Below are 24,944 nucleotides of genomic sequence, written 5' to 3'. Positions count from 1 at the left end.
ACAAGTCTCATCTTTATCAGCTATGGACCAGCCTGCCCAGGTAAATTTTTCTACTTTCCATCCAATTCAACCAATTCGCCCAAGAGGCTGCATCAATAGGTCCATCACCGGTAGCTTCCATGCCTGCACACTCAGACACGAAAATTGGAAGACCTGCCTGAAAGGCTTTCTCCGCACGGTCTCTCAAATAGTCCTTGTGCGTCGCAGCATAGAAATGAAGAACATACATAAGATTTTCCTGATTTTGAATGGGGTTTTCTGCTACCAAATGTATATCCTGACTCCAGGTAGGAGATCCTACCAAAATCAAATTATCTGGATCATATTTCCTGATTTCAGTAATAATCTCTTCACTGTAAGCTTTCACTTCGGCCCAGGTTTCATAATCCGGCTCATTGAAAAGCTCATAAATCACGTGGGGATTTTCGCCATAGGTTTGCGCCATTTCTGCAAAAAATTCCTTAGCCTGCTCAGGATACAAGTCATGACTATGCCAATCAATGATCACATAGATGTCCTCTGCAATGGCAGCCTCTACTACAGCTTTTATTTTTTGAAGGGCAAACTCAGGGTTTTCCAGATAGGCACCAGCAGGGTCCACTCCCATTGCTGCTCTCACCAAATTGGTATTCCAGTCGCTTTTCAGCCACTTTACAGCTGAAGCATTATAAAATCTTGGCCACCAATTATGCCATCCAAAGCTTACCCCCCGAAGCATCACTGCTGATCCACTAGCGTCTGTTAATTTGCCATCAGTCACTTTAAGCTGTCCAAAAAATTTGACTTCGCCCGTTGGATCTGGGTTAGAAACTGGAGGCGTCGGAACTGGGTCAGGCGCTGACGCTTCTGTGCAAGATGATAAAATCAATCCTGCTATAATTAGGAGTTTTTTCATTAGTTAGGGTTGTTAATTGATGTCCAATTATACACCTACCTATATTCAAACATGGGTATTGATTGTTACCAATATGGGTAATGATCGTTAAGTGAATTGAATTTTGCGCTTTCCAGCATCCCCTCTGGTCGAAATTGAATCAGCAATAAATAGATTCAATTCAACTTTGTGTAAACCTAATTCTGAAAAAAATAGCCCCGAGGCAGGTTTTACTAGGGATAAGTTAGCTTATTGTGATTGTTCAGTAGTTATTTCCTGCTGACGGGCAGCATATTCTGATGGAAGAATTGAAAACTCAGCCTTAAAATGCTTTGCAAAATATTTCGCATTATTATACCCAACCATATATGCAATCTCAGAAACATTCAGTTGACTTTTAGCAAGTAATTGAGAAGCGCGTTTTAAGCGGATGAGCCTGATAAATTCTATAGGACTCTTCCCTGTGATGGATTGCAGTTTTTTGTACAAATGCACCCTACTCATTCCCAATTCCTTACTAAGGAATTCTACAGATAGCTGAGGGTCTTCCATGTACTTTTCTACCAATGCAACCGCCTTTAGAATTAATTGATCGTCAAGAGAAGTTACGTTTACCTCTGATGCATTGATCTGAATTTTATTCCTGTTTTGTTCCTGGATGATATTTCGCTCCCGTAAAAGGTTCTTGATACTTAGCTGCAATACTTCAAGATTAAAAGGTTTCGTCAGATAAAGATTACAGCCACTATCTAATCCCTGAACCATCGTTTCCTCGGATTTTTTAGCTGTGAGCAAGATTACAGGGATATGAGAGGTTTTAATGTCAGTTTTTACTTTTTGACAAAACTCCTTGCCATCCATCTGAGGCATCATCACATCAGAAATGATCAAATCTGGTATATGCTGCTGTGCCAAATCCCAGCCTTGAGCCCCATTAGTAGCGGTAAGAACCTGATAGGAGTCCGAAAGACATTCTTTAAGATAATTCCTAAATTCCACATGATCTTCCGCTATCAGGATCAAATCTTTTTGATTGGCTCTTTCAATCACGTGATCGTCGTCCTCTACTTCCTCCCAATTTTCTTGGATAATCAGGTTAATAGGAATACTCAAGGTGAATACGAGAGCCGCAAACAGATTTCGCTCTCTCACTCGGATTTCACCATTCATCGTCCTGGCGAAATCCTGAACTAGAGACAAACCAATACCACTCCCTTGGTTGAGTTGCTGCTTGTGCCCCTCCGTAGTATAGAATCTGTCGAAGATCTTATGTTGATCTTCTAGGGAAATCCCTATTCCAGTATCCGAAACTGATAAATTCAAAATCGCCAATTCTTCATTCTCCTGTTGAAGTTCTAAAGTAACAGTGATCCCACCATCTTCTGGCGTGAATTTGAACGCATTTGATAGCAAATTGAAGATGATTTTCTCCAGCTTATCCGGGTCAAAAATAGCTTGCTGACTATTTTTATTTGTCTCAAAGCTCAGGTGGATATGTTTATTTTCAGACAATTCATGAAAATCGGCTACACATTCCTTGATAAACTGAACTATATCCCCTTCTGAAGGATGAAAAACTAGTCCACCTTTCTCAACATTTTTAACATCCAATAGCTGGTTTATCAACTTAAGCAAACGCCTAGCATTACGCTGAATGATTTTGTACTGACCTAGCAACCCTACATCATCAGTCTCCGATATGAGGTGTTCGGTTGGGGTCAAAATCAAGGAAAGTGGGGTCCTGAATTCATGACTCAGATTGGTGAAAAACTTAGTTTTCAATCGATCCAAATCCTGAACTCTTTTGGCTTCCTGCATCGCCTGTTCCCTATCAAATTTCTCCCGTTGCCTTGATATAAGTTGATTTCTGAAATAGAAAATTATGGCAACAATGACTATAAAGTATAAGAAATACGCAATAGGTGTCTTCCAAAAAGGCGCCAGAATTTTTATATCTAATTTGTATTCATGCAAACTCCAGCCATCCAAAACGGTCCCTGGCTGCACTACAAGGGTATAATTCCCAGGATCTAGGTTGGTGAACGTGACTTTCGCCAGATCATCGTTTAGATAAATCCAATCGTCATTAAACCCAATCAATTTGTAGCGGTACTTATTCTTTTCAGGATAAAGGAAATTCAATGCACTAAAACCAATAGAAAATATATTCTCATCATGCCTAAGCACTAGTCTGTCCATATTCTCCAAAGATTTTGGCAAAAGCACTCTATTGCTTAAGATGTCCCCCACTTTGACTTCTTCATTGAACAGCTGGAAATCTGTAAAAACTACAGCAGGATTATTCCGTTCAAAAGCGAAATTTTCAGACTTGAAGATGTTATACCCATTTGGTCCGCCAAAAATAAATTCATCCTTACTGGTTCTTATTGCTGAATTTTTATTGAACAAAGCCGCTTGAAGACCATCTTTTTGGTCAAAATTCTGAAATGTGATGGAATATGGTTCAACATTTCTATTAATCTCGGCAAAAATCAGCCCCATCTGAGAACTGATCCAGAAGTTGTGATCATCGTCCTCTAATAAATCTACAAGATAGGAAGTGGGCAAGCCTGCTTCTTCTCCATAATGAACAAACGAGCTATCTGAAGTATTAAAATAATAGAGTCCAGTCATGCTAGTTACCCAAAGCACACCCTCCTTGTCCATAAATAAATCGGTGGTATTAGAGTCTACTAATCCATTTCCTTCAGTTTCTGAATAAAAACCATGTTCTCCAGTTTCATAGTTCAGCACATTAATCCCACTCCCACCCGAAATCCAAATATTTCCTGATTTGTCTTCGGCAAAACCAGTGATATACTGATTATTAGGGTAAAAAGGAGCGCTACCAGCCGGGTAGTTGTGAAAAACCTTTCTTTCTTTATCCAGCATAGAAATACCTGAACGCAGAGTTCCAATCCAGATTTTGCCAGTACTATCTTCGAAAAGCTTCCAAATACTTGGCCCAGGAATGCCTGCTTGTTTATCTGGTTGATACTGATAGTTCTTAAATTCCTTTCCATCGAAGCTACCCAAGCCATTTAGATAAGTCCCTATCCAAAGAACTCCCTCCCTATCTATCATCAAATCAACTATTACATCACCTATCAGACTGTTTTTAGATTCAGGATCATGTTTATAATGCTTATAAGTGTTTGATTTCCTATCATGATAGTAGAGACCACCTCCATTAGTCCCAATATATAAGTTGCCTAAGCTGTCTTCTGCAAAGGCGTTGACATCATTGAAAGGAAGAGAATTCTGGTCAGAAAAATTTTTTCGGACGTGAGAAAAGCGCAGTAATCCCTGATGGTAGTAGGCAACACCTTTTTTATGAGTTCCTACCCAAATAATATCTTCATTATCTTTATATAAAGAATAAATCACATTATGAGGCATGGTGTTATCCAAGGCGTTCTCACCTGTTAAATACTTCACTTTGCGACTAGATTTATCAATCACATTAATACCTCCATGATCTGTACCAAGCCAAATTTGACCTTTCTTGGCTTCAACCACCGATTTTACCATGTTATTATTCAACCGATAATTCCCTCTATCCTCTTGGTTCACCTGCACTTCATGTGTAAAACCATCAACTCGAAAAACACCCAAATCCCGATCTGGGTCATAAATCCAAGCATCTCCATCTGAGTCAATCGTCATTTCATAATTAGCAACAGTTGGGATTTCATCCTTCGGAAGTTTCAGTGTTTTAGTAACAATCAGCCGGTTGGGATCTAGCAAATCTATTACTCCAGTTTGGTGAACCACCCAAATAAGACCATCCGGAGCTTCTCCTACAGCAACTATTTGATTTGAGAATAGGCTGCCGATTTCATTACTTTTTTGCACATAAACAGTTTTCCCTGAATCTTGGTCATATATACTGATGCCTTTTGATGGATGGGTAAACCAAAATCTATTTTGGCGATCTTTCATCAGCATCCCAACTGAGTCCGATGCTAAATGATAAACCGATGAAAAAACTTTCACACCCCTTGAAAATTGCTCATTTTCAGGATTATAAATATCAAAAATACCGTTTACATTTTTGATCCATAGTTTGTCATTAGGCCCTACGAACAGCCTATGGATATTATTATGAGAAATAGAGGTGGAATCTTTTGTATTTAAAAAAACTTTGGTTCGCGTACCATCATATCTGTACAAACCATACGCAGTGCCATACCACATCATTCCGTTTGCATCTCTGATTATACTGAGAATATTTGAATTTGATAGTCCTAGGTTTTCATCCAGGTTTCTAAAAACGAGCTTCTCAACTTCATCCTGAGCAGAAACAGGTCCTGCCCAAAGCATAAATAAACACGCAATTCCAAATACCACAATTCCTTTCATACACGACAAACTTAGTCATCCAAATTATGAGTTTAAAAAGTAAAATCTTACTCCGCTAACTAAAATTCACAATCCTAGGTTATTTTTTTTAGCAAAAAAGTCCGATTGAATGAAATCAACCGGACTTTTACAAAATTTTAAAAAAAGAAGCTTAGATGAATCTATTTAATAGATTTTCAAAGTATTCTTGCTTTCCACTTGTCTGGATTGGCTCCCCTACTTCTGCTGCATAATTTCTCAAATCTTCAAGAGTAAGTTGTCCGGTTTCGAAGGACTTACCTTTACCAGAATCGAAACTAGCATAACGGTTCTTTCTTCTTTCTAAGTAATCTGACTTTTCCAAGATATCCTGAGCAATCAACATTCCCCTGGCAAATGCATCCATACTTCCGATGTGTGCCAAGAAAAGATCGTCCATATCTGTAGAGTTTCTCCTGATTTTGGCATCGAAATTCACTCCGCCACCTTGAATACCAGCTGAAGTTAACAATACAAGCATTGCTTCTGTCATCTCCTGTAAGTTCATAGCAAACTGATCAGTATCCCAACCATTTTGATAATCACCTCTGTTGGCATCAATACTTCCTAGCATTCCTGCATCGGCACAAACTTGAAGCTCGTGTTGGAAGGTATGACCTGCAAGGGTGGCATGGTTTACTTCAATATTCAATTTGAAGTCTTTATCCAGACCATGCTGTCTCAGAAATCCAATCACAGTTGCAGCATCGTAATCGTATTGGTGCTTAGTAGGCTCCATTGGCTTAGGCTCAATGAAGAAAGTTCCTTTAAAGCCGTTCTTTCTCGCGTAATCACGAGACATGGTTAGAAATTGAGCAAGATGTTCAGTCTCACGCTTCATATCTGTATTTAGCAAAGACATGTAGCCTTCACGACCTCCCCAGAACACATAGTTTTCACCATTCAGCGCTATAGTTGCATCAATGGCATTTTTCACTTGTGTGCCTGCCCATGACACGACATTGAAATCAGGGTTAGTAGAAGCACCGTTCATGTATCGAGGATTGCTGAATACGTTTGCAGTTCCCCATAGCAATTTCACCCCAGTTTCAGCCTGCTTTTGCTTCGCATATTCAGTGATGATTTGCATTCTTTTCTCATATTCTGCAAGACTAGGCCCTTCATCGATCAAATCGATATCGTGGAAGCAATAATAAGGAGCTCCTATTTTTGTGATAAATTCAAAAGCAGCATCCATTTTGTCCTTTGCTCGCTGAATTGGGTCTGCAGCAGCATCCCAAGGGTGAACGATAGTCCCTGGGCCAAATGGATCTCCACCCGTTCCACAGAAGGAATGCCAATAGGCAATAGCAAATTTGAAGTGCTCCTTCATCGTTTTGCCTGCGATGATACGGTTCTCATCGTAAAATCTAAAAGCCAACGGATTATCGCTTTCCTTACCCTCAAAAGGGATTTTATCGATTGAAGAGAAATAAGTTTTTGACATTTTTACTTTGGTTTATTTGGTATTTATAGGTTTGAAATTTAACTCTTAACTCATTTTTCGGATTGACTCTAGATGGTCCTTCCAGGTGGAGTAAACCTCTTCGTAGGGTTCATAGAAATTTTCATTTGGTTCTATTGTTTCCAGCAAATCAAGACCGGCAAAAGCCTCGCTTTCATTTGCAAAAACGCCAGCACCGATCCCCGCCCCTCTTGCAGCTCCCTGAGCTCCGTCTGTATCGTAAAGCTCCAAAACTACTTTATTCATGTGAACAAATGTTTTTCTGAAAACTGGACTTAGAAACATATTTGCTTTTCCTGCTTTCACGGTAGTAAGGTCTAGCCCCATATCCTGCATGATCCGGAAACCAAAGGTAAGCGCTGAAACTATGCCTTCCTGAGCAGAACGAATAAAATGTCTCTTATCATGCTTCAACAGGTCCAGCCCCAGCATATGTGCACCTACATGCTGGTTTTGCATTATACGCTCAGCTCCATTACCAAATGGAATGAACGTCAAGCCTTCAGAGCCAATTGGAGCAGAGCCTCCAAGGTTATTCATTTCATCATACTCAATGTGGGCGGCACCCATGACTTTTTTCAACCAGCTATTTAAAATTCCGGTACCATTTACACAGAGTAGAACTCCATAGGAAGGATTTTCTTTGGTATGGTTGACATGTACAAAGGTATTTACTCTGGACAGGGGGTCATGAAGAGGTTTATCAGCTACCCCGTAGACTGTGCCTGATGTACCTGCTGTTGTAGCTAATTCACCAGGCTTTAAAACCTGAAGTGAAAAAGCATTGTTAGGCTGATCACCAGCCCTATATGAAATAGGTATTCCTTCTTCCAGCCCGGTGATTTCAGAAGCAAAAGCAGAGACTCTTCCTTGTATAGAATAGGAAGGAACTACGTCAGGAATCCAGGATTTAGAGATCTGATAGTTTGCTAATACTTGATCACTTAGTCCATTTTTTTGAAAATCCCAAAATATCCCCTCAGACAAACCTGTCTCGGAAGTACAGATTTCCCCCGATAATCTCATCGCGATGAAGTCTCCAGGAAGCATCATTTTATGAATTTTAGCCGCAATAGCTGGCTCATTCTCTATGACCCATCGTAGTTTGGAAGCCGTAAAATTACCTGGTGAATTCAAGAGGTTTTTCTGACAGTATTCTTCTCCAAGATCTAGATAGGCTTTTTCTCCTATCCCTACTGCCCGGCTGTCGCACCAAATAATTGATGGTCTAAGTACATTTTGATCTTTATCGACCAGCACAAGACCGTGCATTTGGTAAGCTATACCAATCCCTTTCAATTCGCCTTTCTTAACTGATGTTTTGTTCAGAACATAGCGAATGGAATGCTGTACATATTTCCACCAACTATCTGGATCTTGTTCAGCCCATCCTTTTTCGGGAGAATTTATAATCATTTCCTCCTCTGGAAATGCTTTTGATAATATTGACTTACCTGTATCAGCGTCAAGTAGTGAGGTTTTGACAGAAGAGCTTCCAATGTCAATCCCTAATAATAATCGTCTCATTTAAACTATTTTTTACCAGAATACGATGTACAAAGCTGCAGTTATTCCCGCAATCAAAACAGCACCAATTTTGAACTTGGTACTTGTCTTAAACAATTCTTTGTTGATCTCAATACTGTTTGGATGATCTTTTCCTTTACCTTCTACCAAACTTATGATGATCATAAGTGCGGCTAAAACCAAGAAAACTACCCCCATTCGATCTAGGAATGGCAGATTAGGAAAAACAATCTTTAAAACCACTGAGAGTGGAATACTTAAGGCCGCACCTGTTAATGCAGCGTTTGAAGTCGTCTTCTTCCAAAATACACCAAAGAAGAAAATGGCAAACACACCTGGACTAATGAAGCCTGTATATTCCTGGATAAACTGGAATGCCTGATCCAATGCTCCCAGAGCTGGAGCAACAATAGAGGCTATTCCAAAAGCAACTAGCGCTGTAATTCGTCCTACTTTCACCTGATCGGCCTCAGTAGCATCTTTCTTGATGTATTTATTATAGATATCCATCGTGAAAATAGTAGAGGTACTATTGGCCATAGACGCCAAGGAAGATACAATAGCTGCTGTTAATGCTGCAAAAGCAAGGCCTTTTAGCCCAACTGGCAACAATTGAAGTAAAGTAGGATACGCTCTATCAGATTTAACTATTCCGGTCACTGGATCCTTCATTGACTCAATAAAGCCAACGTCAATTCCATCTTTCACTATAACCCAAGCTGCAATTCCAGGAATCACCACGATAAGTGGCATCAATAATTTCAAAAAGCCTGCGAAAATCATCCCCTTCTGCGCTTCATCCAGGCTCTTAGCTGCCAGCGCTCGCTGAGTGATGTATTGGTTAAATCCCCAATAACTCAAGTTGGTAATCCACATACCCCCCACGAGCACAGAGATCCCCGGCAGGTCAAGGTAAGCATCACGCTCTCCTCCAGCGCCATCTGGAATCATCATTTCTCCTTTACTCAAAATCATAGAAAAGTGACCAGGTACTTTTTGGCGAAGCAAATTTAGACCTTCCCAAGCGTCACCACTTCCTACCATCTGTAGCGCGATGTAAGTAGTCGCTAGACCACCTGCGATCAGAAATACTACTTGAATCACATCTGTCCAAGCTACAGCTTTAAGACCACCATAGATGGAGTAAATCATAGCGAAAAGCGCCAGTCCAAAAATACCATATCCTAAAGGCACATCTAAAATGGTATTTAAACTTAATGCTCCCAGGTATAATACAGATGTCAGGTTGACAAAAACATAAAGAAGCAGCCAGAAGATGGCCATGGTAGTTCTTACACGAGTATCGTATCGATCAAGTAAGAATCCGGGCATGGTGTAAATACCCTTTTTGATATAAACTGGCAGGAAGAAAATTGCAACTACTAATAAGGTGACCGCAGCCATCCATTCATAAGTAGAAATGGCCAAACCTAGGGCGAAACCCGAGCCTGACATACCAATAAACTGTTCTGCTGAAATGTTTGAAGCAATTAATGAAGCTCCTACAGCCCACCAAGGCAATGCCTTAGAAGCGAGAAAATAATCGGAAGAGTTTTTAACGTGCCCCTTCTTTTCACGTGATACAAAAATACCCATCCCTATGATGAGCAAGCAATAGCCTATAAAGACGGCTAAATCTAAAGGTTCTAAGAGCATAAATGTTAGGTTAGGTTTGGGAGGTTAGTATTCTTGGGTATTAGACTAATCTTGGTAGAATAGGCCGTTAAAGATAATATTTTCATTATAATGACCGTCATAAAAAGTAGCTATTTCCAAATCATTCAAATAAATCATTTAAATATTGAAGGGGAAAAGTGGAGTATCGAACCTTCCTAAAGCTCTCTAAATAACTGACTCCCGTACAGTTACTAACAAATACTTGATCTGCATCCTCCAAGTCTAAGGGTAAAAACTCACCTTCTATAAAAGGAATTTTCAATAAGCCCAAATAGTTTAAAATCACCTGACGACTTACACCATTAATACAACTACAACTCAAACCCGGTGTAAAAACAACTTGATCTTTAATCCAAAATATATTTGATGATCCAGATTCTGAAATGAAACCCCTATGATCAAGAAGTATAATTTCATCTAACCCTCTTTCTTTTCTCTCCAGGTTCGCCAGAACGTAAGGCAAAGCATTAAGCGTTTTAAAGGAGGACCAAACGGAAGGAAATACTTGTATTTTTAATGCGACATCAACACTCTTCTTGACTTTAGGTGCTGGTTTGAATTCAGATATTTGGATTGTTTGTGTGACTTCATTTCTTTCTGGTGTGTATTTGCCTTGGCCACTTCTATAGACATTCCACCTGACGCGTTTTCGTTGATTTGGGAAATTATCGGCAAGAAACTGAATTAGTCCTTCCGCATTAATACTTGTTTCTTCAAGGCTTAAAAGTCGCATTCCACCTGTAAGCCTCTTGAGATGTTTCTCGAAGAATCTTATTTCTTTTAGATCCCAAAGCATTGTTTCAAACAGTCCATCACCAAAGTTCATAGCTCTATTGGGAAACTCAACGGAATCAAGACATACCCAATTAGTGTCAGAAGAAGATTTAATATACATTGTTTCGATTTCGATCATAAAACTGTTCATTATCGGTCATAAAGACTTTTTGTTTACTAATTTCTATGTTAAACTATGTCAACACATGACCATTTAAATCCTATTCTATGCAATAAATAAGAATTTTTGTATGATTTACATACAACGATTTTACCTTAGCATCAAAATTGGAACATACAGACCTAGATGGCAAATAAAAGTAGCGTTTTTGATATGATCGGACCGATAATGATAGGGCCATCCTCCTCGCATACTGCTGGAGTAGTTAGAATCGCTAGAGCAGCAATCCGTGTTTTAGGAGGAGTTCCTGACGAAGCAGTCATTACATTTTATAACTCCTTTGCCAGAACTTATGAAGGTCACGGCAGCGATCGAGCAATAATCGGTGGCTTGATGGATTTTAAAACCGATGATGCCAATATTAAAAACTCGCTTGAAATAGCTAAGGAAAAAGGTTTAATCTATAAATTTAAATCCATCGGAAATTCCTCTATTCATCACCCTAATACCATTAAACTCAATTTAAGAAAAGGAGAAAGAAAAGTAGAAGTGGTAGGTGAAAGCCTAGGCGGAGGTGTTATTAATATTGCCGAAGTGGATGGTTTTGTAGCTAATTTCTCAGCAGCAGACCATACTCTTATTATTAAAGCTGAAGATATTGCAGGCGCAATCGCTTTTATATCCTCTGTCATAGCACAGTCAAAAGCCAACATAGCCACCATGTCTGTTTCAAGAAAAGGGAAAAATGACCTTGCTTGTCATGTGATCGAAATGGACTCTGGCCTCAATAAAATAACCTTAGAATACTTGAAATCACTATCCTGGATTACCGAACTAATTTACATACCTGACATTGACCTTTAACCACACCATGAGAAAATTCCTACTGGGTATTACCCTAGTTTCAGGAATTTGTTTTTCCACTATTGCACAAGAACCAGTGGTTCCTACATTTCCTTTAGATTTGGAAACGGCCGTTGATATTGCATTGAAAAACAACCTGACGCTGAAAAGAAGTGAACTAAACCAACTTTCCAACGAAGCCACGCTCTTACAAAATCAAGGCGCGAGATATCCTAGTTTATCAGCAGGCGGTTCTACTAATTTTAATTGGGGTAGATCTATTAACCCTGCTACCAACCTATTTGAAACGCAGAGAATTGGTAACATTAATCTAAATGCCTCCGCAAATGCTACGTTGTTTAATGCTGGAAGAATCAATAATACCATCAATCAGACGAAAACAATTTTGGAGCAAGGCCTATATAATATAGAGGCAACCAAAAATACAATTACATTAAATGTCATCAATTTCTACATTAATGTAATCTTCAATCAGGAACAGGTAAAAATTGCTGAAAACCAGCTTTTAACTACCCAAGAGCAACTGGAACGAACCACAAAATTGGTTGATGCTGGTTCGCTCCCATATTCTGACCAGTTAGATCTACAATCACAACTCGCTACCAACAACGTAGATTTGATTAATGCCAAAGCGACATTAAACGGATCTCTGTTAAACTTGGCTCAAGCACTACAGGTGCCTTACTCAAGTGATTTCCAAATTGAAAAACCTGAACTTACCATTGACGACAACTTCATGGTCTCTGAATCTCCAACGTCCATCTTTGAGACGGCAGTAGAAACTATGCCAGAGATCAAGGCAGCTGCCCTTGGAGTAGAAAGTGCTAAATTAGGAATCAAAATAGCAAATGCAGGCTACTATCCTTCCGTTTCAATAGGCGGGAATTTAGGCACCAACTATGTAGATCTATATGACCTTGAATTTAGCGAGCAGGTAAACACGAACTTTTCACAATCTGCCGGTATATCCCTAAGTATTCCTATCTTCTCTAGGATGAATAATAAAGCTTCAGTGCAGCGGGCAAGAGTTCAGCAACGATTGGCAGAAGTTACAGAATTGGAAGCAAGAAACACGCTGAGACAAGACATAGAGACAGCGTTTACAAATGCAAATGCTTCGGAGCAGTCCTATCAGGCATCCCTATCTCGAATCGAGAGTTTGAAAGAGTCATTTAGAATCGCTCAACAAAGGTTTGAACTAGGGGCAATTAACTCAGTGGACTTTCAGGTAGCTCAAAACAACCTGTTTTCTGCGCAATCACAACTCGTTTACGACAAGTATACTTATATTTTCAGAGTAAAAGTTCTTGATTTTTACCTAGGTAATCCCATTAATTTAAATTAAACCATGGCCAATAAGAAATCAAATAAGCTATTGTACTACCTATTAGGAGCTATAGTAGTACTAATCATATTCGCAGTAATCGCAAGAAATGCCGGATGGGTAGGTGGAGAAAATGAAACCCAGGTGGAAGTTGCTACTGTTAAAAAAGCGGCCATCATAGAAAAGGTATCTGCCTCTGGAGAGATCCAACCTGAAGTGGAAGTCAACCTGAGCCCTGATGTTGCTGGGGAAATTATAGAATTGAACGTGAAAGAGGGAGATTCTGTAGCAGTTGGAAAGCTTTTGGTGAAAATCAGACCTGATAACTTTATTTCAGCATTAGCTAGAACCAGAGCCAATTTCAACCAGCAAGAAGCTAACCTTTCTCAATCAAAGGCTGCCCTACAGAGATCAGAAGCCCAATTCACTCAAGCTGAGCAAAACTTCAACAGGCAAAAGACGCTATATGAGCAAAAAGCTATTTCTCAGGCAGACTACGAGCAGGCACAAGCAACCTTCATCTCAGCTCAGAAAGACCTTGAAGCTGCGAAACAAAGTGTACTAGCTTCAGAATTCGTTGTGAAAAGTTCTCGGGCATCTGTGAATGAAGCTGAAGAAAACTTAAGATTGACAAATGTATATTCCCCTGTAAGTGGTATCGTGTCCAATCTTTTGGTAGAGCAAGGTGAACGTGTGGTAGGTACACAGCAAATGGCTGGTACGGAAATGTTGACTATCGCTGACTTATCTAAAATGGAAGTTAGAGTAGATGTGAACGAAAATGATATCGTGAGATTGAGTCTGGGTGACACTACTATCATTGATGTTGATTCCTATGCATACACTGGAAAAACTTTCAAAGGAGTTGTTACGAGTATAGCAAACACAGCGAATACTAAAGCCTCTGCAGATGCAGTGACCGAATTCAAGGTGAAAATTAGAATTCTTAACGATTCCTACCAAGAGTTAGTAGATGAAGGCAAAAAATATCCTTTCAGACCAGGAATGACTGCTTCAGTTGAGATAATTACCAATTCAAAGAGCAATGCACTTTCAGTTCCTCTGGCAGCAGTGACTACAAGAGAAAATAAACTTGATACTATAGGAGCTGGAACTACCCGATTGAAAGAGTTAGTATTTGTGAATGAAGGTGGAGTTGCTAAGTTGAAAGAAATCAAAACTGGCATCTCTGACTTCCAGAATATAGAAGTTTTGGAAGGCCTTGCCGAAGGTGATCAAATTATCTCTGGCCCTTATTTTATTGTAAGCAAAGACCTGAAAGAAGGTGATAAAGTAGCCCCTATAGAAGGAAAATCAACTGCGATAAAGCAAGATTAATTTGCTTCCGTAATTAAACCTCAAAGAAAAAGCCCTGTGAATTAAAAATTCGCAGGGCTTTTCAATGTTACGATAGTCCAGTTACCATTTTTTCAATTGGGCATATACCAAATGCAAAGGAAAGCCCATGACATTATAGTACGAACCTTCAATTTTCTCCACACCGATATATCCTATCCATTCCTGAATACCATAAGCCCCTGCTTTATCCATGGGTTTGTAGTGATGGATATAATGCCATATCTCTTCCTCTTCAAGAAATCTAAATGTCACTATAGTTTCATCTTCTAGGGTTATTTGTCTGGAAATATCTCTTATAGTGACTGCAGTCATCACGGTGTGTGTAGACCCCGAAATACTTTTAAGCATATCAAAAGCTTCTTCCTCAGTGTTGGGTTTGCCAAGCACATGTCCATTTTCTATAACCACAGTATCTGAAGTAATGAGAATTTCATTTTCAGCTAATTGTCCATCAAAAGACTCAGACTTCAATTTCGAAAGATAGGCAGCAACGTATTCGGCTTGAAGGTCCTTAGGGATAGTTTCGTCAACGTTATTCACCCGGACTTCAAATTCAACTTTCAGGCCCTTTAAGAGTTCTTGGCGCCTCGGAGAGTTTGAGGCGAGGATTAGTTTCTTTCCGCTTAGATTACTAAAGAAAGGATTCATATTCGAAATTAAATTCATCTTGTTTAATACTGGCGAAAAGTAAGCCGCCTAATGCTTTTGGATAGAAATAGGTAGATTTTTGAGGCATCACTTGACCGCTTCTGCACACCTCTAAGACCTGTTCCAATTCCAATTCCCGAGTAATCACAGCAAAGCTTGCTTCACCGGATCGAACCTGATGAATGCACTTTGAGAAATTTCTCTCATAGACAATCTGATCAGAATTTCTTTGTTCAGCTACCGGAATGTTCAATATCCTCGCAAATACAACTTCATGGAGAACAGAAAGATCCAACTGCCTGATACTTTCAGGTAGATGTAAATTGATTTGATCTATTTTACCTGCTTTCAGCTGTAAAGTGTAGCTCTCCTCTCCCATTACCAACCCAAAGGTATGAGGTTTATGAAAAGCATATGCACCTAATTCTTCAGGATCGGCAAATTTTTTGACATGAAACCAATCTTGGATCTTTGCTAGAAAATCTGCTTGGGCTAATTCCAATCCATAATATAGACGATGGGTTGGAAGTATTTTCAGGTGATTGCCGCTGGTATTTGTGAGGTACATCAGGTGATAATCATAGCCTTTCCATTTCTCATTAGGCAATTTCCCTTTCATTGATTTCCGATATTCAATAGCACCTTCTAATCTATGATGCCCATCTGCCAAAATCACTTGTTTGTTTTTTAACACTTTTAGAAAATGCTTAATGATTTCAGGTTTTTTGATAATTGCCATGACTTCTCTTACCCCCTGGTAATCTTCCAACTCGTAAATGGGATCTGCAATAGCTTCGTCCATATAGTGCTCTAACTGCTCGTCTTTATCTTCATACAGGCCATGAGTAGGACTTGCTTGAATTTGAGTCGTTTTTAGCAAATCTATCCTATCATTCACCGCAGAGACAATAGTATTCTCATGTCTTAGAATGACTTCCTCCTCCCATTCATAAGCTTTAATCTGAGCTATAAAACCTTTTCTACATCGCTCGTCATGTTCGCCCGGAAGACGGAAATATTGATAATAGACATAAATCCCCGGCTGCTGATCCTGCTGAATTACTCCCTCTGATTTCCATTTTAGAAGGGTTTTCAAAGCAGTTTGAGGAGGAATATCTCCCTGTGGCACAGAAAGGTGAATACTATTCAACGGATTATTGTAGAGCAATTGACGCTGGCGCGCCGAGACAACATCAAAAAGAGGAGCCGTTAATTCTTCCATTTTTGGAGCCAAAGCCTCTTCATATCGCCAAGCTTTGAGTGGTAATATTTCCGCCATTTTAGTGTAATCTATTTCTCCAAGCACTTTTAGCCTTTGGCTCAGAGCCATTTTGTAAAGTGGTTTGGGAACTATTCTGAGTATAAAATTCAACGGCTAAAGCAGATAACAATTCCAATTCTGAATCAGAAAATTGCTGCTCCAGAACAGATGGCTCAAAAAAGTTCTCTACAAACTTCGTATCAAAATTTCCACTTACAAAAGCTTCATGAGTAATAGCAAACTTGCAAAATTCAAGCGTAGTCTGAATACCTACAATCTTATAATCCTCAATTGCTCGTACCATTTTTTCAATAGCAGCAGTTCTGTTTTCGGCATGCGTAATCAATTTCGCAATCATAGGATCATAATAAATAGGAATCTTCATTCCTTCTTCAAATCCATCATCCACACGAATTCCTGCACCTTGTGGTCTTTGGTAGGTCTCAAGTGTTCCGATGTCTGGCAGGAAATTATTACTAGGGTCTTCGGCATAGACTCTTACTTCCAAAGCATGCCCATTAATTTTAAGATCTTCTTGCGCAAAAGAAAGAGGATTTCCTTCCGCAATTAAAATTTGCTCCCGAACAAGGTCTTTTCCTGAGATCATTTCTGTCACTGGATGCTCCACTTGTAAACGAGTATTCATTTCCAGAAAATAGAAATTCAAATTCTCATCGACAATAAACTCAACAGTGCCAGCCCCATAGTAGTCACAGGCTTTTGCCACGCCTACGGCTGCCTCACCCATCGCTTTTCTCATCTCTGGGGAAACAACTGCCGAAGGAGCCTCTTCTATTACTTTTTGATGTCTTCTTTGAATAGAGCATTCTCGCTCAAACAAGTAAACAATAGTCCCTTGTTGATCTCCCAGTATTTGGATTTCTATATGCCGCGGTGACGAGATGTATTTCTCTATGAAAACAGCACTATCACCAAAAGAAGATAGCGCCTCACTCACAGCCCGCTGCATTTGCTCTTCAAACTCCCCTTCGTTTGCTACAATACGCATTCCTTTTCCACCTCCCCCAGCACTAGCTTTAATCAAAATAGGGTAACCTATTTCAGCTGCGCGGGCCTTGGCAAAAGGAATATTAGATATTGCTTCTTCTGTCCCCGGTACCAAAGGAATATTGTATTTAGAAACTGCCTGTTTGGCAGCAAGCTTTGATCCCATCACTTCAATTGACTCTGGGGAGGGGCCGATGAATATTAACCCCGCAGCCTTTACTTTCTTAGCGAAATCCGCATTTTCTGAAAGAAACCCGTAACCCGGATGAATCGCATCAACTCCTAACTCCTGACAAACGGCAATTATTTTATCACCGAGCAAATAGGATTGTGACGAGGCTGGGGGGCCTAAGCATACTGCTTCATCGGCAAAAATAACATGCGGGGATAGTCTATCTGCCTCACTATAAACTGCTACTGTAGAAATACCCATTTCTCGGGCAGTCCGCATGATTCGAAAAGACTGATTTCGCCTCTGTTTGCAACTAGAATTTTTTTGATTTTGGCCATTATCTCTGATATTATAAGCTAGAATTTGGGTTTTGGCTAAATAAAGAAATTTATCTGAGCTTTGTTAAGAATCATTTGTTTCACTGTTGTTTTTTGCTTGGGAGGCTTTAAAGTTTTATTTTTGTCGGATTTTAATGAACAGATCATTAAATCCCTTATCACTTAAATTCGAAACACTTTGGATCTATTTGCAAAATTAAAAATGAACATGGGCCCCTTGGGCAAACACTCAGAGTTTGCAGACGGCTATTTCTCCTTCCCAAAACTTGAAGGGGAAATTGCTCCTAGAATGAAATTTCAGGGGAAGGATGTTCTAACCTGGAGTTTGAATCATTGCCTAGGCCTAGCAAATCATCCTGAAGTACGTAAAGCTGATGCTGATGCGGCCGGCTGAATACGGTGCCGCTTATCCTATGGGCGCACGTATCATGTCAGGACAAACTACCCTTCACGAGCAATTAGAGGATGAATTGGCAGCATTTGTCAAGAAAGATAAAGCCTACCTATTGAACTACGGATACCAAGGTATCATGTCGGTGATCGACTCGCTTCTTGACAGAAAAGATGTGGTAGTTTACGATTCAGAATGTCATGCATGCATCATTGATGCACTTAGAATGCACCTGGGTAAGCGCTATGTTTTTCCTCATAATGATATTGAAAACTGCGAAAAGCAGCTGGAAAGAGCTACTAAACTTGCCAATGAAACAGGCGGAGGAATCCTTGTCATCACCGAAGGTGTATTTGGAATGACTGGTGATCAAGGAAAGCTAAAAGAAATCGTTGAGCTTAAGAAAAAATTTGAATTCAGACTTCTGATTGATGATGCCCACGGCTTTGGTACCATGGGTAAAACCGGGGCAGGTACAGATGAAGAGCAAGGTGTACAAGAGGTGGATCTTTACTTCTCCACTTTTGCAAAATCAATGGCTAGCATAGGCGCCTTTATCGCTGGCGACCCTGAAGTAATTTTGTTTTTTGAGATACAACATGCGTTCTCAGATTTTCGCTAAGTCACTTCCAATGCTTTTGGTAAAAGGTGCCTTGAAGCGTCTTGAATTACTGAAAACTCAGCCTGAGCTTAAAGATAATCTTTGGACAATTGTAAATGCACTTAGAGATGGGCTTCATGAGAATGGATTTAGCACTGGCAAATCAAATTCTCCTGTTACCCCAGTAGTACTGAACGGTACTGTCGGTGAAGCTGCTGCCTTGACAAAAGACCTTAGAGAAAACTTCGGTATCTTCTGCTCTGTAGTGATTTACCCAGTGATACCTAAAGGAATGATTATCTTGAGGTTGATTCCTACTGCTGTTCATACCTTAGAAGATGTAAAAGAAACGATCACCGCATTTGCAGCTATAAAAGAGAAATTAACAAGCGGGATTTACAAAAATTCTGAGTTTGCAATATCGGTTGGCGAATAAAAATAATTCAAAAAAAACGCCCTCAGGATTGAATTAGCAAGTATTTGGGCTATATTGAATTATAAATAAACTTTCATCAACTTTAAAAAAACACTTTTACTATGAGCAAATTTAGTGAAGTAAGCGAACTGGTTAATTCTCTTAAAGACGATTTTGAAAAGTTCTACGAAAAGGGAAATCAGGCAGCTGGTACCCGTGTAAGAAAAGGAATGCGAGAGAGCTTGAAGAACATGGCTCAAGACATCAGAAAAGAAGTGCAAGACATGAAGAACGCAGGTTGATTCCAACAATAAAAAAAGGTGACTAAATAGTCACCTTTTTTTATGCATAATGAGAGTTAATAAGTGAAGTTTAATACTCCACTTTATTATTTTCCTGAGCTATATCAGCTAATCTTTTTGAAGGATCAATCTCGATCGATTTAATAGATTCTAATTTTTTATTGATAGTAATAGTCTTTGTGAGATTTGTCCATGGCCAATCTTGAGAAATCACCCTAGTAGGGGCACCAGCTTCAGGAGCTTTTTCACCTCTCATGATTTCCAGAGGCAAATAAACCATCTCAGAAGTACCATCTTTATACGTAATCACCAAATCAATCGGCATTGGCATCAAACCTATTCGCTCTAGGGTAATTTCAGTTCCTTCACCTTGGGATTTCACCGATTTTATACCATAATCGATTGTCTTGGTGGTATATACAAAGTATTCTTTGTACCAATCCAGTTCCAAGCCGCTCTCTTTCTCCATAATGCGTACAAAATCATTCACATTTGGGTGCTTGAAACTCCACTTGTCGAAATAGCTATGAATACCTTTGTCTCTAGCTTCTTCACCTATAATATATCCCATTTGAGCCATGAATACGGCTCCTTTGGAGTAGGCTGCGGAACTGTAAGCTGCATTTGTATGATAGTGATCCGAATGTGTGCTCATCGGCTCTTCTTTACCTGAACTCACCAGTCTATAGTATCCAGCATAAGAACCTCTGAGCGGATTTTCACTAGGACGGAAAATAGCAGCAGAAGTAAGTGAAGATGCATGACTCGTAAAACCTTCGTCCATCCAAGGATAAAGTGCCTCATTTGTTGCTATCACGCCCTGATACCAGCTATGTCCCAGTTCATGAATCATCACACCTACCAAACTATTCAAATTACGGCCACCAGTAACTAATGTGGACATAGGATATTCCATACCACCGTCACCACCTTGAATCACTGAAAACTGCTTGTATGGATATTGACCAAAATGTTCAGACATAAATTCTATTGCCTTCGGGGTATAATCCATAAGTTTCACCCAGTTCTCGGTAGCTCCGTCTTCAGGGATATACAGGTGATGTACAGTTATACCATTATCCATCAAAAATTTATCGTGTCGATACTTAGGATCAGCGGCCCACATAAAATCGTGTACCTGTGGGGCTTTGGAATCCGCAAGTCAGGTTCTCTCCTTTTGGCTCAGGTACATTCACTCCTGCATCTTCATAACCATGACCAATTTCGTTTGGGTTTTGCAAGTAGCCCGTTCCTCCAAGTACATACGTTTTATCAATGGTGATTTTCACATCAAAATCTCCCCAAATACCATAAAATTCACGACCGATGTAAGGATTCGCATGCCATCCTTGCTCGTCATACTCAGACATTTTAGGATACCACTGAGACATAGAATACCTCACTCCTTCTCCACTATCTCTCCCAGATCTTCTGATCTGTAGCGGTATTTGGCCGTTGAAAGACATTTCAAATGTAGCTTCCGAATTTGGCAAAATCGGCTCTGTAAGGTCCACTTCAAGAATGGTCCCTACTTCATTATATTTCACAGGTTTACCATTCATGGTCAGGCTATTTACTCTTAAATAACCTATCTCATCTGGCTTTAATTTGCTGATGCGATCTCCCACCCTTCGGTCAGGATCAGCGATACTTCTGGATCTTTCATCCATCATGCTACCAGGCTGAAAGGCATTGTAATACAGATGATAAAAAACACGATGAAGCGTGTCAGGTGAATTGTTTGTGTAAACCAACACTTGTGTTCCTGTGTATTGGTTAGTTTTAACGTCCATATTGACGTCCATTTGGTAATCAGCAGCTTGTTGGAATCTTCCTGTCTTGAGAAAAGACTCCGCCGCTTAGTACCATTAAAAGAAAAAGCCCGTAAATAGGCTTAGCCAATTTAATATGCATAGTGATTAGTTTTTTGACAAAGAAAACTAAATCCAAAAGCGTTCCAAAACCACCCGTAAAAAACAAGGGCACCAGAATCACTCTGGTACCCTTGTATTGTATATCAAGTCTTAAAAACTATTCAACTTTCATAGTGTTTATCGTAATACTCCTGATACGCTCCTGAAGTCACGTGGTCCAGCCACTCCTGATTGTTCAAGTACCAATCAATGGTGATTTCTATGCCTTCTTCAAATTGTAAACTTGGCTCCCACCCGAGTTCTTCTTTGATCTTAGTAGCATCGATCGCATAGCGCATATCATGGCCAGCACGATCTTTTACATAGGTGATCAGTTTTTCAGAAGTTCCGGCTTCTCGACCAAGCTTTTGATCCATTTTTTGGCAAAGCAACTTCACAATATCTATGTTCTTCCACTCATTGAACCCACCGATGTTGTAAGTTTCTCCAGGCTTACCTTGATGAAAAACTGTGTCAATAGCTCTGGCATGGTCTTTTACAAATAACCAGTCACGGATATTCTCACCTTTTCCATAAACGGGCAAAGGCCGATTGTTTTTGATATTATGTATGCAAAGAGGAATTAGTTTTTCTGGAAAATGGTTCGGTCCATAATTGTTAGAACAGTTAGAAACCACCGTTTTCATGTTGTAGGTGTTAGCATAAGCCCTAACAAAATGGTCTGATGCAGCTTTAGAAGCAGAATAAGGAGACTGAGGATCATACGAGGTAGTTTCTAAAAAGAATCCACCATCGTGTAATGAACCATAAACTTCATCTGTAGACACATGATAAAACAAGTGTTCAGATAAATTCTCGCTCCAGAATTCCTTAGCAGCATTAAGGAGATTTACTGTCCCAAAAACATTGGTCTTCACAAATGCCAATGGGTCAGTAATCGAACGATCCACATGCGATTCTGCTGCCAAATGAATGACATCAGTAATGGAATGCTTCTTAAAAATGGCAGTCAGCGCCTCTGCATCTTGAATATCAACTTTTTCAAAAGTATAATTTGAAGCGCCTTCCACCGCTTTCAAATTCTCCAAATTTCCTGCATAGGTCAAAGCATCAAGATTTACAATTTGATACTGTGGGTACTTATGCACAAAAAGTTGGATCACATGACTACCTATGAATCCGGCCCCACCGGTGATTAATATTGATTTGCTCATCTTATTTTTTATAATAATCTAAATACCAATCTGTGAAAGATTTCACTCCCTGGTCAATTGGTGTATTTGGTTTATAGCCTGTATCTCTTACTAAATCAGAAACTTCTGCATGAGAAGCTGGCACATCACCTGGCTGAAGAGGAAGCAGATTCATTTTCGCTTTCTTACCTAATCCTTTTTCTACCGCAAGAATGTAATCCATCAATAAAACCGGAGATGAGTTTCCAATATTATAAACTTTATAAGGAGCTTTTGAGCTTCCTGGATCTGGTTTTTGCGGATCAAAATCATTATTTGGCCTAGCCGGCCTATCGGCTATTTTCAATACTCCTTTCACGATATCATCTATGTATGTGAAGTCACGCTTCATATTACCATGATTGAAAACCTGAATTGGCTCGCCTTTTAAAATAGCTTCTGTAAAAAGAAACAGCGCCATATCAGGTCTTCCCCATGGACCATAAACTGTAAAGAATCGTAATCCTGTGGTAGGAATATTAAAAAGATGGCTATAGGTATGCGCCATCAATTCATTTGATTTTTTAGAGGCGGCATACAAACTAATTGGATGATCTACTGAGTCAGAAGTAGAAAATGGCATCTTCTCATCGGATCCATAGACGGAACTAGAGGAAGCATATACTAAATGCTTGACAGGATGAAATCTGCAGCATTCTATAATATTTAAAAAGGAAATAATATTACTTTCTATATAAACTTCGGGATGAGACAAAGAGTATCGAACACCGGCCTGAGCTGCTAGATGAATAACTACATCAAATTTCTCCTGGGCAAAAAGTGCTAGTAATGGCTCCTTCACAGATAAATCCAGTTGTATAAACCTATAGTTAGAAATAGTATTAGATTGTACTAGTTCACCTTTTTTTACTAAGTCACGCTCAATTCCCATATGGTCCAAACGTGCATATTTCAGGTTGATGTCGTAGTAGTCATTTATTATGTCCAGACCAACTACCTCATCACCTCTCTCCAAAAGCTTCTTTGCAACGTGAAATCCAATAAAACCGGCAGTTCCGGTGACCAGGTACTTCATGAGTTTGTAATTTGATTGATAATGGTCTCATGAAATTTAGCAGGATTGAAAATCTTTCCAGAGGCTGAAGGATTACACTTGCTAGATTTCATAAATAAAAATTCAAAGGTTATTGATGAGCAAATATAAGTTATTCAGCGCTACTAGCCTGCTTTAATACACGTTCGTATTGTGCAAAAATCCCTTTTTGCACCTGAGTCCTTTCATAATTTTCGCAGACGTGCTGATATAGATTAGCCGCCAATTCAGCCATTTTATCCCGTTTCACGTAAGCGAATTCCATTGCTTCCTTAAGTATCTCTACGTTTTTCACAGGAAATATTAAACCTGTTTTTTGCTGGGTGATCACGTCTGTATTGCCAATGATATCAGAGCAAATCACAGGCAATTCCATCGCTCCAGCTTCTAAAAGCACATTAGGGAAGCCTTCACGATGAGAAGGATGAACCAACACATCTGCCAACGCAAGGTAATGAGCTACATGATCTGACCAGTCTATCTGTACTATCCGAGGGTGATCGGTTATAATTTTAATAGTCTCTGGACTGAGCGGATTTAGATCCTGTTCGAAACTTCCAAGAAGTACCAGTTTGGACTTACCCACAATTTTTGAACTCAAGAAAGCATCCACCAATTCCTGAATCCCCTTATCTCTAACCAATCGACCAACCGATAATATGATGAAATCATCTTCGCCAGGAAGTATCCGCATGGTGGCAGCCACTAGGTGATTTTCTTTCAGAACTCCACGGTTGAATTTCTCCAAATCCACACCATTTCGAGGAGCCTTTACCGATAACTGTCAATTTATCAGATGAACAGAGATTATTCTCAATGACAAAGTTTTTTAAACCATTAGAATTTGGCCAAACATGAGAAGCATAACTATAGGTAATTTTCTCCATTTTCTCGAGTAGACTTTTCTTTCCACCTTCGGCAGCCATGTATGGAATTCCCGCCAGCGTATGAATTCTTATATTCACACCAGCAAATTTCGCAGCAATCATCCCCAATAATCCCGCTTTTGGCGTATGTGTGTGCACAATATCAGGTTGTTCTTTTTTGATCAACTGATACAATTGCCACAGACATTTTAAATCTTGGAATGGAGTGATTTTACGGGTAAAAGGAATCACCTCATGCCTCGCCCCTTCCTCCTTGACTAATTTGGGAACTTCTCGGCCATCGGCACTTACCATCAGTACATCCCAACCCTGCTCCCTCATAAACTTCATTTGCCCAGCAAGTAGCAGTTTGAGAGAAATCGGAACGGTGGTTATTCGAATAAGTTTAGGCATCAA

At 39.7% G+C, this 24,944-nt stretch carries 18 protein-coding genes and 2 pseudogenes; 5 read left to right on the top strand and 15 right to left on the bottom strand.

The features are described 5' to 3' along the window. Window positions 1-16: 16 nt before the first annotated feature. From AC0L6R_RS00875 to AC0L6R_RS00850, 6 genes are all read right to left on the bottom strand, one after another. Window positions 17-895: a glycoside hydrolase family 5 protein gene (locus AC0L6R_RS00875; protein WP_473269466.1), complete on the bottom strand. Its 879-nt coding sequence runs from the start codon at window positions 893-895 to the stop codon at window positions 17-19. A gap of 228 nt (window positions 896-1,123) precedes the next feature. Continuing rightward, complete coding sequence (locus tag AC0L6R_RS00870; protein WP_473269465.1) at window positions 1,124-5,236, bottom strand: two-component regulator propeller domain-containing protein; 4,113 nt, start codon at window positions 5,234-5,236, stop codon at window positions 1,124-1,126. Between the two features lie 151 nt (window positions 5,237-5,387). Then, on the bottom strand, window positions 5,388-6,701 hold the full coding sequence (xylA, locus tag AC0L6R_RS00865; protein WP_283413226.1) for a xylose isomerase: 1,314 nt from the start codon (window positions 6,699-6,701) through the stop codon (window positions 5,388-5,390). Between the two features lie 45 nt (window positions 6,702-6,746). Further along, window positions 6,747-8,246 (bottom strand): xylulokinase, encoded by a 1,500-nt coding sequence (locus tag AC0L6R_RS00860; RefSeq protein ID WP_473269464.1) that lies wholly within the window; start codon window positions 8,244-8,246, stop codon window positions 6,747-6,749. Window positions 8,247-8,258: 12 nt separating this feature from the next. Next, window positions 8,259-9,902, bottom strand: coding sequence for a sodium/sugar symporter (locus AC0L6R_RS00855; RefSeq protein WP_283413224.1), 1,644 nt, complete (start codon window positions 9,900-9,902; stop codon window positions 8,259-8,261). 121 nt (window positions 9,903-10,023) lie between these two features. Next, complete coding sequence (locus AC0L6R_RS00850; protein ID WP_473269463.1) at window positions 10,024-10,836, bottom strand: aminotransferase class IV; 813 nt, start codon at window positions 10,834-10,836, stop codon at window positions 10,024-10,026. A 168-nt stretch (window positions 10,837-11,004) separates the two neighbouring features. Here AC0L6R_RS00850 and sdaAB point away from each other — a divergent pair, with 168 nt between their 5' ends. Genes sdaAB through AC0L6R_RS00835 form a run of 3 tightly spaced genes read left to right on the top strand, consistent with a single transcriptional unit; the run spans window position 11,005 to window position 14,344 of the window. Further along, window positions 11,005-11,682: an L-serine ammonia-lyase, iron-sulfur-dependent subunit beta gene (gene sdaAB, locus AC0L6R_RS00845; RefSeq protein WP_283413222.1), complete on the top strand. Its 678-nt coding sequence runs from the start codon at window positions 11,005-11,007 to the stop codon at window positions 11,680-11,682. A gap of 7 nt (window positions 11,683-11,689) precedes the next feature. After that, window positions 11,690-13,027, top strand: coding sequence for a TolC family protein (locus AC0L6R_RS00840; protein WP_473269462.1), 1,338 nt, complete (start codon window positions 11,690-11,692; stop codon window positions 13,025-13,027). 3 nt (window positions 13,028-13,030) lie between these two features. Continuing rightward, window positions 13,031-14,344, top strand: coding sequence for an efflux RND transporter periplasmic adaptor subunit (locus AC0L6R_RS00835; protein WP_473269461.1), 1,314 nt, complete (start codon window positions 13,031-13,033; stop codon window positions 14,342-14,344). Between the two features lie 81 nt (window positions 14,345-14,425). Here the strand turns inward: AC0L6R_RS00835 and AC0L6R_RS00830 are convergent, their stop codons facing one another. From AC0L6R_RS00830 to AC0L6R_RS00820, 3 genes and pseudogenes are all read right to left on the bottom strand, one after another. Then, entirely contained in the window at window positions 14,426-15,031 is a 606-nt protein-coding gene (locus AC0L6R_RS00830; RefSeq protein WP_473269459.1) for a Maf family nucleotide pyrophosphatase, read from the bottom strand. Then, entirely contained in the window at window positions 14,997-16,343 is a 1,347-nt protein-coding gene (locus AC0L6R_RS00825) for a DUF1015 domain-containing protein (RefSeq protein ID WP_473269457.1), read from the bottom strand. Before AC0L6R_RS00825 ends, AC0L6R_RS00830 begins: the two co-directional genes overlap by 35 nt. After that, window positions 16,294-17,792, bottom strand: a pseudogene (locus AC0L6R_RS00820) (acetyl-CoA carboxylase biotin carboxylase subunit). The gene AC0L6R_RS00825 and the pseudogene AC0L6R_RS00820 overlap by 50 nt, the downstream one beginning before the upstream one ends. Window positions 17,793-17,970: 178 nt before the next feature. On the opposite strand from AC0L6R_RS00820, the pseudogene AC0L6R_RS00815 reads away from it, so the two are divergent. Then, window positions 17,971-19,220: pseudogene (locus AC0L6R_RS00815) on the top strand (aminotransferase class I/II-fold pyridoxal phosphate-dependent enzyme). Window positions 19,221-19,321: 101 nt separating this feature from the next. Then, window positions 19,322-19,501, top strand: a complete 180-nt coding sequence (locus tag AC0L6R_RS00810; protein WP_473269455.1) for a histone H1 — start codon at window positions 19,322-19,324, stop codon at window positions 19,499-19,501. Window positions 19,502-19,571: 70 nt separating this feature from the next. Here the strand turns inward: AC0L6R_RS00810 and AC0L6R_RS00805 are convergent, their stop codons facing one another. From AC0L6R_RS00805 to AC0L6R_RS00780, 6 genes are all read right to left on the bottom strand, one after another. Continuing rightward, window positions 19,572-20,585: a M1 family aminopeptidase gene (locus AC0L6R_RS00805; protein WP_473269454.1), complete on the bottom strand. Its 1,014-nt coding sequence runs from the start codon at window positions 20,583-20,585 to the stop codon at window positions 19,572-19,574. Between the two features lie 28 nt (window positions 20,586-20,613). Then, on the bottom strand, window positions 20,614-21,294 hold the full coding sequence (locus AC0L6R_RS00800) for a gluzincin family metallopeptidase (protein WP_473269453.1): 681 nt from the start codon (window positions 21,292-21,294) through the stop codon (window positions 20,614-20,616). A gap of 242 nt (window positions 21,295-21,536) precedes the next feature. Further along, window positions 21,537-22,589 carry a dTDP-glucose 4,6-dehydratase gene (gene rfbB, locus AC0L6R_RS00795; RefSeq protein WP_473269451.1) on the bottom strand — a complete coding sequence of 351 codons (1,053 nt, stop codon included), beginning with the start codon at window positions 22,587-22,589 and terminating at the stop codon, window positions 21,537-21,539. Between the two features lies 1 nt (window position 22,590). Next, complete coding sequence (locus tag AC0L6R_RS00790; protein ID WP_473269449.1) at window positions 22,591-23,643, bottom strand: NAD-dependent epimerase; 1,053 nt, start codon at window positions 23,641-23,643, stop codon at window positions 22,591-22,593. Window positions 23,644-23,773: 130 nt separating this feature from the next. Beyond that, the gene (locus AC0L6R_RS00785) at window positions 23,774-24,409 is read right to left on the bottom strand and encodes a glycosyltransferase (RefSeq protein WP_473269447.1); all 636 of its coding nucleotides are present in this window, start codon (window positions 24,407-24,409) and stop codon (window positions 23,774-23,776) included. After that, complete coding sequence (locus tag AC0L6R_RS00780) at window positions 24,330-24,941, bottom strand: glycosyltransferase (protein ID WP_473269445.1); 612 nt, start codon at window positions 24,939-24,941, stop codon at window positions 24,330-24,332. The genes AC0L6R_RS00785 and AC0L6R_RS00780 overlap by 80 nt, the downstream gene beginning before the upstream one ends. Window positions 24,942-24,944: the final 3 nt, after the last annotated feature.

The organism is Algoriphagus sp. 10J20-15 (genome assembly GCF_055809615.1).
This window is presented reverse-complemented; position numbering and strand designations above follow the sequence as displayed.